This is a genomic window from Microbacterium sp. bgisy207 (assembly GCF_057706855.1).
The window spans coordinates 107,952-117,766 of record NZ_JBYIPB010000010.1 but is presented as its reverse complement, the minus strand read 5'-3'; the positions used below and the strand labels follow the sequence as shown (position 1 = coordinate 117,766).

8 protein-coding genes are annotated in these 9,815 nt (G+C 71.6%); 1 reads left to right on the top strand and 7 read right to left on the bottom strand.

Features of this window, described 5'->3' with window-relative positions; translation table 11 throughout:
* Positions 1 to 139: 139 nt before the first annotated feature.
* Positions 140 to 664, bottom strand: coding sequence for a methylated-DNA--[protein]-cysteine S-methyltransferase (locus AC3ENO_RS11240; RefSeq protein ID WP_434970705.1), 525 nt, complete (start codon positions 662 to 664; stop codon positions 140 to 142).
* On the bottom strand, positions 661 to 2,199 hold the full coding sequence (locus tag AC3ENO_RS11235) for an AlkA N-terminal domain-containing protein (protein ID WP_434970710.1): 1,539 nt from the start codon (positions 2,197 to 2,199) through the stop codon (positions 661 to 663). Before AC3ENO_RS11235 ends, AC3ENO_RS11240 begins: the two co-directional genes overlap by 4 nt.
* 168 nt (positions 2,200 to 2,367) lie before the next feature.
* Here AC3ENO_RS11235 and AC3ENO_RS11230 point away from each other — a divergent pair, with 168 nt between their 5' ends.
* Positions 2,368 to 3,786 (top strand): dihydrolipoyl dehydrogenase family protein, encoded by a 1,419-nt coding sequence (locus AC3ENO_RS11230; protein ID WP_434970704.1) that lies wholly within the window; start codon positions 2,368 to 2,370, stop codon positions 3,784 to 3,786.
* 141 nt (positions 3,787 to 3,927) lie between these two features.
* On the opposite strand, the gene purH is transcribed toward AC3ENO_RS11230, so the two are convergent.
* The 5 genes from purH to AC3ENO_RS11205 form a co-directional block, all read right to left on the bottom strand.
* Positions 3,928 to 5,535 (bottom strand): bifunctional phosphoribosylaminoimidazolecarboxamide formyltransferase/IMP cyclohydrolase, encoded by a 1,608-nt coding sequence (gene purH / locus AC3ENO_RS11225; RefSeq protein ID WP_434970703.1) that lies wholly within the window; start codon positions 5,533 to 5,535, stop codon positions 3,928 to 3,930.
* A gap of 102 nt (positions 5,536 to 5,637) precedes the next feature.
* Entirely contained in the window at positions 5,638 to 6,222 is a 585-nt protein-coding gene (gene purN, locus AC3ENO_RS11220) for a phosphoribosylglycinamide formyltransferase (RefSeq protein WP_434970702.1), read from the bottom strand.
* Between the two features lie 4 nt (positions 6,223 to 6,226).
* Positions 6,227 to 7,483, bottom strand: a complete 1,257-nt coding sequence (locus AC3ENO_RS11215) for a cell division protein PerM (protein WP_434970701.1) — start codon at positions 7,481 to 7,483, stop codon at positions 6,227 to 6,229.
* A gap of 43 nt (positions 7,484 to 7,526) precedes the next feature.
* On the bottom strand, positions 7,527 to 9,116 hold the full coding sequence (locus AC3ENO_RS11210; RefSeq protein ID WP_434970700.1) for a polysaccharide deacetylase family protein: 1,590 nt from the start codon (positions 9,114 to 9,116) through the stop codon (positions 7,527 to 7,529).
* The gene (locus tag AC3ENO_RS11205; protein WP_434970699.1) at positions 9,113 to 9,700 is read right to left on the bottom strand and encodes a hypothetical protein; all 588 of its coding nucleotides are present in this window, start codon (positions 9,698 to 9,700) and stop codon (positions 9,113 to 9,115) included. Before AC3ENO_RS11205 ends, AC3ENO_RS11210 begins: the two co-directional genes overlap by 4 nt.
* Between the last annotated feature and the right edge of the window lie 115 nt (positions 9,701 to 9,815).

Here is a 9,815-nt window from a genome sequence, read left to right as displayed (position 1 = left end):
GGCGTCGCGGTGAATCCGCGGCGCGCGCCGGGCGCAGGCACGGAGGCGGTGAGGACGGCGATGCTCGCGACGAGTGCGACCTGATACATGGCATCCTCCTTGGCGTGATGGGCCCCGCGCGACGCGGCAGCCCTCCAGGTTAGGCCGGTGAGTCCGCGGAAAGCAAGGACGGGTCTTCGCGAAACAGGAGGGACCGCTTCACGTCGAGACCCCACGCGAAGCCGCCGAGGCTCCCGTCGGTACGCAGCACGCGGTGGCACGGGACGAACAGCGCGGGGGCGTTCCGGGCGCAGACGGATGCCGCAGCCCGCACCGCGGACGGCTGCCCGAGCACTGTCGCGAAGGCGGCGTACGACAGGGGCGCGCCGGGCTGGATCCGGCGCAGGGCCGCCCATCCTGCGAGCTGGCCCGGCGTGCCGAACTGCCTGACCCTCACGGCGTCGATCGCCGCGAGGTCACCCGCGTAGTAGTCGCCGACAACGGATGCCGCATCCGTTCTGCCCGGGCGCACGCGGTCGGGTCGTCGGTCCCGGCGGATACGCTCGACGATCCGCTGCGGCGAGTCGGTCCATCCCGACGACATCACGACGCCGTCTTCGGTCGTGAGGATCGCGAACGGCCCGTCGGGGGTGTCGACGACCTCGAGCACAGCGGTGTCGGTCATGCGGGGATCTCCTCTGCGGGTGCGCTCCGTACCGGAGCAGACGGGGTCGTGATCGCGGGTGTCGCGCGCCGCCGGGCGGGGCGGGATGCGGGAGTCCGGGTGGGGCGGGGCGGCGCCGCGCGCCACAGGTGCGCGCTCAGGTAACTCCGCCAGGGCGCGACGGTTCCCGCCCACCCCTCGAGGTGCGCGGGCCCGATGCCGAGCGCGGTCGCGCCGGCGCGAACCGCGACATCGGTGGGCAGGAAGACGTCCGGATCGCCGAGCACCCGCATCCGCACGTAGTCGGCCGTCCAGGGACCGACCCCGGGTAGGGCAAGAAGGGCACGGCGCTGCTGCACGCCGTCGTCGGCGATCGTCAGGGTGAGCCGGCCCTCGGCCAGCGCCTCCGCGGCGCCGACGATGGCGCGGATGCGGGCGCGCGGGCCTCGGAGCACCTCGGCGCCGTGCTCGGCGATCGCCGCCATCGTCGGAAACAGCCGCGTCATACCCTCGGGGCCCGGGACCTCCTCGCCCAGCGCGTCTGCCAGCGCGGACAGGGCGGTTCGGGCGGCGGCGACGCTGATCTGCTGGCCGACCATCGCGCGGATGAGCATCTCGTGAGGATCGGCAGCACCGGGCACGCGGATGCCCGGAATCCGGCGGACCCGAGGGGCGAGCTCCGGATGCCGAGACAGCGCGGCGTCGATGGCGAGGGGATCTGCGTCGAGGTCGAAGATGCGCCGCACCCGGGCGACGAGTGCCGCAAGGTCGGAGAGCGCGGTCACGGTAGCCCGCAGCCGCACGGCGCCGCCGGGATCGGTCGTGACCTCGAACCTGCCGGGTCCCGACGCGAGTCGTACCGTGCGCGCGAAGGATGTTTCACTCGCCGATTCGACGCTCGGGAGCGCTCGCGCGCTCATCCACGCGAACAGCCCCGCCGCATCGAAGGGCTCCCGCACCGGAAGCGCGAGATCGATGACCCCGGCGGGTGACCCGGCTCCCCCGCGACGGGCGCGCAACTCGAGGGGGGTCAACCCGAAGACCTCCCGGATCGTGTCGTTGAACTGCCGCACGCTCGCGAACCCGGAGGCGAAGGCGATGTCGGATGCCGACATCGCGGTGCCCACGAGCAGCATCCGTGCCGTGTGCGCGCGCTGCGCGCGACTGAGCGCGAGGGGGCCCGCGCCGAGCTGCGCGGTCAGGATCCTCGTGAGATGCCGCGGCGAGTAGCCGAGGCGGCGCGCCAGACCCGGGACGCCCTCCCGCTCGATCACCCCATCGGCGATCAGGCGCATCGCGCGCGCCGCGAGATCCCCGCGGATGTCCCACTCCGGCGAGCCGGGTGCCGCCTCGGGCAGGCAGCGCTTGCAGGCCCGGTAGCCGGCCTCGTGGGCCGCCGCGCTCGTCGGATAGAACGTGACGTTCGCCGGCTTCGGGGTGCGGGCCGGACAACTGGGCCGGCAGTAGATTCCGGTGGAACGAACCGCCGTCACGAACTGACCATCGAAACGGCCGTCGCGCGACTGGATCGCGGCGTACCGTTCCTCGAAGGTCATCGACAGCATGCGTCCAGACTGCCACGCCGTACAGGTCCCCACTGGCGGAAAACAGACACGGCAGCATCCCCCCTCCCCGACCTCGCGCGATCGCCTCCTGCCGCGCGAGTGTCGCGCTCGGACCGGGAGAGCCGCGACAGGGCGGGACGCTCGGGCTAGCGTAGGCCCATGAGCGCGCAGGAGTATGACCTGGTTGTGATCGGGGCGGGCCCCGTCGGCGAGAACGTCGCCGACCGAGCCGTGCAGGGGGGCCTGCGGGTCGCCATCGTCGAGAGTGAACTCGTGGGCGGGGAGTGCTCGTACTGGGCGTGCATGCCGTCCAAGGCGCTGCTGCGCAGCGGCGCGGCTGTGCGCGCAGCGCGGGCAGTCGACGGGGCCGCCCAGGCGGTGACCGGCGACGTTGATGTCGCGGCGACCCTGGCGCGCCGCACGCGCATCACCCACGACTGGACGGACACCTCGCAAGTCGAGTGGCTCGAGAGCGCGGGCATCGACCTCGTCCGCGGACACGCGCGGATCGCCGGCCGCAAGCGGGTCGAGGTCACCGGCCCGGGCGGGGAGGTCGTCGATCTGATCGCCATCCACGCCGTCGCGGTCTGCACGGGGTCGGCCGCGCTGCTTCCGGCTACGCCGGGGCTCGCGCAGATCGGAGCGTGGACCAGCCGCGAAGCCACCAGCGCGGCATCCGCTCCCGCGTCCCTCGCGATCATCGGCGGCGGCGTCGTGGGCTGCGAGATGGCAACGGCATACGCGAGCTTCGGCACCGACGTGACGCTGATCGCGCGGTCCGGGCTGTTGGGGGGCATGGAACCGTTCGCGGGCGAGATGGTCGGCGAGGCCCTCACCGCGCAGGGCGCGCGCGTGCTCACCGGTGTCGATGTGGTTTCCGCGTCGCGCGGCCCCGCAGGGCGCACGCTCACGCTCTCGGACGGCACCTCGGTCACCGCCGACGAGGTGCTGGTCGCCACCGGCCGGGTTCCGCGCACGGCGGACCTCGGCCTTGAGGCCGTCGGTCTCGCCCCGGGCGACTGGCTCGACGTCGACGACACGATGCTTGTGAAAGACACCGACTGGCTCTACGCCGTCGGCGATGTGAACCATCGCGCGCTTCTGACCCACCAGGGCAAGTACCAGGCCCGGGCGGCGGGTGATGTCATCGCCGCCCGGGCCCAGGGCAGACCCGTCGACACCTCGCGATGGGGCACCCATGTGGCCACCGCCGACCACGATCACGTCCCCCAGGTGACGTTCACCGACCCCGAGGTCGCGTCGGTGGGACTCACCGCCGAACGGGCCGAGGCGGCCGGGATCAACATCCGGGTTCTCGACTACGACCTCTCCTGGGTCGCCGGCGCCGCGACGACATCGGATGACTACCGCGGCCGTGCCCGCGCCGTCGTCGACCGCGACCGCGACGTCCTCGTGGGCGCCACGTTCGTGGGTCCGGATGTCGCGGAGATGCTGCACTCGGCGACGATCGCGATCGTCGGCGAAGTGCCCCTGGCACGGCTGTGGCACGCGGTTCCCGCGTATCCGACCGTCAGCGAAGTGTGGCTGCGATGGCTGGAGACCTACGGCAGACCCTGAACGAGCGGGGTGCGCCGCGGGTCGAGGAGCCCGCGGCCCGCTCAGTGGAAAGCGCCCGCGGCCCGCTCAATGGAAAGCGCCCGCGGCCCGCTCAGTGAAAAGCGCCCGCGGCCCGCTCAGTGAAAAGCGCCCGCGGCCCGCTCAGTGGAAGAAGTGGCGCTCTCCGGTGAAGAACATCGTGATGCCGGCATCCCGTGCCGCCTTGACGACCTCTTCGTCACGCACCGAACCGCCGGGCTGCACGATCGCCGAGACGCCCGCGTCGATGAGCACCTGCGGGCCGTCGGCGAACGGGAAGAAGGCATCGGATGCCGCCACCGACCCCGCCGCACGGTCTCCCGCGCGCTCGACGGCGAGTCGGCACGAGTCGACGCGGTTGACCTGCCCCATGCCGATACCCACGGTCGCAGAGTCCTTCGCCAGCACGATCGCGTTGGATTTCACGGCGCGGCAGGTCTTCCACGCGAAGATCAGGTTGGTCATCGTGGCTGCATCCGGCCGTTCACCGGAGACGAGCTCCCAGTCGGTGGCGACCGATTCGATGTCGTCGGGGAACCGGTCCGCGTCCTGCAGCAGGAGTCCGCCCGAGATCAGGCGCACGTCCATCGGCTCCTGCTTCCAGTCGTCGGGCAGCTTGAGAACCCGCAGGTTGTTCTTGAGTCGGAACACCTCCAGAGCCTCCGGCTCGAAGTCCGGCGCCACGATCACCTCGGTGAAGATGTCGCGCAGGTTCTCGGCCATCTTCAACGTCACCTTGCGGTTGGCGGCGATGACACCACCGAACGCGGATACCGGGTCGCACGCGTGCGCCCGCAGGTGGGCGCTGGCGATCGGATCGAGCGCGTTGGGTGCCGAGATGGCGATGCCGCACGGATTCGCGTGCTTGATGATCGCGACAGCGGGCTTGACCAGGTCGAAGGCGGCCCGGAGCGCGGCATCCGCGTCGACGTAGTTGTTGTAGGACATGTCCTTGCCCTGCAGCTGGGTCGCCTGGGCGATACCGTGACCCCCCGTGCGGGTGTAGATTGCCGCGCGCTGGTGCATGTTCTCGCCGTAGCGCAACGTCGCGAGGCGCTCGGCGCGGATCGTCAGGTGCGCCGGAAGGTCGACATCCTCCCCGAGCGTCTCGTCGGCGAACCACGTCGCCACGGCGCGGTCGTACTCGGCCGTGTGGGCGAATGCCCGCGCCGCCAGCTCACGGCGCTGCGCGAGGGTCGTCCCCCCCGCACGGATCGACTCGATGACCGACCCGTACGACTCCGGTGAAACCACGATCGCGACGTTCGCGTAGTTCTTCGCCGAGGCGCGCACCATCGCCGGACCGCCGATGTCGATCTGCTCCACGACGTCGTCGCCCTGAGCACCCGAGGCGACGGTCTCGACGAAGGGATAGAGGTTCACGACCACCAGTTCGAACGGCTGGATGCCCAGATCGGCGAGCTGGTTCTCGTGGTGTGCGAGGCGGAGATCGGCGAGAAGCCCCGCGTGCACGGCGGGATGCAGCGTCTTGACCCGACCGTCGAGGGATTCGGGAAAGCCCGTGACGGTCGCGACGTCGGTGACGGCGAACCCGGCATCACGGATGGTCGCGGCGGTCGACCCGGTCGAGACGATCTCGACACCGGCCTCGGCAAGAGCGGTCGCCAGGGTGAGGAGTTCGGACTTGTCGCTGACCGAGACCAGCGCCCGTCGGACGGGCACGACGTCGCGGTCGCGGTACAGGGACGGGTCGTGGCTGGGGCCTGCCATCAGGTCTCCTCGCTGTCAGGGCTCTGGGCCGGGGGCACGGGTTGTGGGGAAGCTGTGAATTCGGGTGGTCGTCGGCCTCGGGTACGAGATCCACGACGCAGGTCACGGGGCGGAAAGGTTGATCTCGCCGTCCGCGATGCGCCGGACGACATCGATCAGGAGTCGCCGTTCGACCGGCTTGATCCTCTCATGGAGGCTCGCCTCGTCGTCACCGGGCAACACGGCGATGCGCTCCTGCGCAAGGATCGGGCCGGTGTCAACGCCCGCATCCACAACGATGACGCTGGCGCCCGTCTGGGCCACACCCGCCGCCAGGGCATCGCGGACGCCGTGGGCCCCCGGGAACTCGGGGAGGTACGCGGGGTGCGTATTGATGATGCGCGGCGCCCAGGGCTCGAGCACCGCGGCCGGCAGCAGCCGCATCAGACCACTGAGCACGATCAGATCCGGCTGCCACGCCGCGAGCTGGTCGCGCAACGCTTCGCCCCACGCCTCGCGGTTCGGGTATTCGTCGTAGGGCACGAAGAACCAGGGGATGCCGAAGGCCTCGGCGTGCGAGAGGCCGTCAGCGTCGCGATCAGCGCCGACGACGACGATTCGTGCCGGGTAGTCGGGCTCGTTCGCCGCCTCGAGCAGCGCCCGGAGGTTGGATCCGGCGCCGGAGATGAGAACGGCGACGGTGAGCACCGGTTCAGTCTACCGAGGGCCCCTGCACTGTTGCGGCGAGGTCGGGGGCGACGGTGTCCTCGCGGACTCGCCGACGCGGAGAGAGCAGCAGGATCGCCGCACCCACGCCGATCTCGAGGCCGATGGCCAGGGCCACGGGGCCCGGCTCTGGTCCGACCCGCGCCAGCGTCCCCGGCCCGAGCGAACCGGACGCAAGCCCCGCGAGGACTGCCGCAGATGCGGCAGCGACGACGGCGATCCCCAGTGTCGTGACAATGCGGACCGGGAGGCGTTCGGCATCCGCCGAGTACAACGACCGGGCGACCCACCCGGCGAAGGCCCCGATGCCGAGGGGCAGGAGCACGAGCAGCAGCAGCCACGGCGACGTCGACTCGGGGAGCGCCCCGATCAAGGGCACACCCGGCAGGACGCCGGTGGTGGTTCCGGACGGCGCGACCGTCGACCCCACCCCGAGCGAGACACCCGGGCCCGCGACGAACGCGAGCGCCCACACGATGAGTGTCGGCAGGTAGAGCAGCTGCCCGAGCGTGAGGACGACGGCACCGAGGACATCCACGTGGGAGGCCTCGTACAGACCGACGATCTGGGAGCCACGCGCGAAGATCGCGACAGCGGTGGCGAGTGCGGCCACACCGACGATCCCGACGGTCGCGATCGCGCCCGTGCGGACGATGATGGTCGGCGTTCGAGACCAATCCTCGGGCAGGTCCTCGACTCGCTCGCGCACCGCCGCGATGAGCCCGCGATCGGCATCCTGCCATTCGGTGACGATGGCTCCCAGGAGCGCGGGAACGGCGAACACCAGCGCCGGGAAGAGGATCGCTTCGGTCAGCGAGGTCGCCGCAACCTGATTGCCGGCGGTCAGAGCGATGCCCGCGGCCGCCGCGGCATACGCGAGAGCGCCCCCGGCTGCGCCGGTGAACGCAGCGCCGGAGCGCGACGCGCGGCGACCCGATCGGGCTGCCGAGACCGCGGCGAAGGCCGCGAACGCCAGCGGCGCGAGCGAGAGCGTGAAGCTCGCCGCATCCGGATCGATGCCGACGGCCCCGACGTAGTCGGCCGGCAGTGTGATCTCCAGCGGCACGACGTGACCGAGCTGCCACACCATCGCCGCCGTCGGCCACAGCGCATCCCACGGCGCGGCACCACCGAATCCGACGACCCACACGAGGGTAGCGGGGGCGAGGACGACCGCCACCCCGGCCGCGACGGTGACGAGCGCGTCGAACGCCGCGAGAAGGAAGACGATGACCCGGTTCATGCGGGTTCGACCTTACCGATCAGCGCGCCCGCTGCCGGTCGACTCACCGAGCGCTGCGCCACGCCCCGGATGTCGGGACCGCGCCGTGAAACAGGTCCCGGACCGTCACGATCGTGAATCCGCGGTCGAGGAGCCCGTCGCAGACCGCCCCCACCGTGCGCCCGGTGTTCTGGTGGATGTCGTGCTGCAGCACGATCGATCCCGGCCGCGGCTGCGTCACCGCACGCTCGATGAGCACGTCGTCAGCGGGGCCCTTCCAGTCCTCGGTGTCGACGTCCCACAGGATGGCGGGCATGCCCGCGACCGCGAGGACGCGCGAGTTGTAGTCGCCGTACGGCGGGCGGAAGGTCGTGATCTCCTGACCGGACGCCGCCTCCAGCGCAGCCGTCGTATCGCGCAGCTGCGCCCGGATCTGAGCATCCGTGAGCGTGGTCAGGGCCGGATGGTTCCAGCTGTGGTTCCCGACCAGATGACCCTCGGCGACCATCCGCTGCAGGGTCCCCGCATACGCCTTCGCCTTCTCTCCCATCGCGAAGAACGTTGCGCCAGCGCGGTGGGCGGCGAGAGCGTCCAGCACCCCGGGAGTGAGATCGCTCGGGCCGTCATCGTAGGTGAGGGCGACGCACGGCGTCAGCGAACAGTCGACCGGCACATCCCCGGGCTTCTGCACACTCGGGCCCGAGTACGGCTGCCCGGCGGAGGCCAGCAACCGCCGGCCGAGGTCTGTGAGCAGCGGGTCGGCTCGCGCGGCAGGGACGAGGATCGTCCGGGCAGCATCGGTGGGCGGGATGCCGAGAGCAGCGAGCGCGTCGGTGGTGAAACCCGCCGGGATCGTGAACTGCATACCGCCCTGGGGTGAGGGCACAGTGGTGGCGAGCGCGCCTGCCAGCCGTTCGAGGGCGGACGGGTCTGCCAGCGGCGCGAGCGAGAGGGAACCCGCCGCGCGGCGCAGCCCCTCGAAGACCTCGTCGGCCAGCGCTGCCGCAGCATCCGTCGTCCACAGCTGCGCAGCCGTGGCGACTTCCCCGGTGGCGGTGTCGGCGTAGAGGGTCTCGACGCTGTCGGCGACCACGCCGTCAGCCTGCGAGATCAGGGTGCGCAGGCGCTGCCCGAACATGCTTCCCGCCGCCCACACCACGTCGCAGACGACCGTCGCCGAACCGCCGCCCACGATGGGTCCGGCAAGTGCCGGGTCGGCCAACAGCTGCGCGGCGGGTGCTGCGGTTGAACCGGGGCGACAGGACCTGTCCGCGAGGCCCGCACCGACGGCCCCCGCCTGCGGGCTGTAGGTCGCGCCGGTGGCATCCTGGCGCGCGCCGACCGCGGTGCGGATGGCGGCCCTGACCGCGTCGTTGAACGCCCCGACGCCGGGCAGCAGCGCGTACCGTGCCTGGATCCCGACGCCGTCCTGCCGAATCCGCTCGGGCGAGACGTGGGCGGCCAGCGGCTGCCCGGGTTCCGCGCTCAGCGCGGCGGGCTCTTCCTCGACGACCTGCAGGGTCGTCGCCGGCCACATCGGCGGCGTCCAGCTGGCATCGACGGCCGGCGCGCAACCCGCGACGAGCACGGATGCGACAGCGAGAGCGGCAACGGTCGCTGCGGGGCGTACCGCACGCGCGGGCGAGGTCGTCACGGGCGCACTCCTTCGAGCAGGTTCGCCAGGGCCGGCCGATAGCGGTCGAGGTCGGCAGTCGAGACCGAGAACACGATCGAGCCGCCGGCCACAGGGCCAACGGCAGCGACGAGGGCGGGCACGTCGGCGGGGTCGCCCTCGGACGTCGGGACGGGTGACCCGTGCGCGGCGGTCAACCCGGATGCGAGCACCTCGACAAGCGGAGACGCGACCCCGGCCGTGGTTGCCGCGTCCGCGGGAGCCTCGGCGTCCAGGTCGACATCGACGGTCATGCCGCCGTCAGGAGTCGTGATGAGGGCGTGGGAGTCGTCCGGGCGGGTGATGAGCCATCCGTCCGGAACAACCACCTCGACGGAGGTCGGTCCCGACCCGAGGACGAGGGGACTGTGCACGCTGGCCACCTGGGTGCGCAGGTTGGCGAGGGCCGCCGGTACCGCCATGATGCCGATCACGATCGTGAAGGCGAGCAGACCGAGCACGCCGACGGCGGCGAGCGTCCAAATCCACCAGGGGGTGTGGGACCGGGATGGGGCGGATGTCGCGGTGCGACGAGGCGTCGGGGCGGCTCGCGCGGTGTCGTTCATGATGGCTCCGAGGCGCACGGGCGGCGCCGAGCTAATTGTGCCGTGCGCGCGTGTCCAGAACCTGGCGGCGGACCGGAAAAACCCCCCACTGCGAGCGAACTCCCAGCCTCCGTCG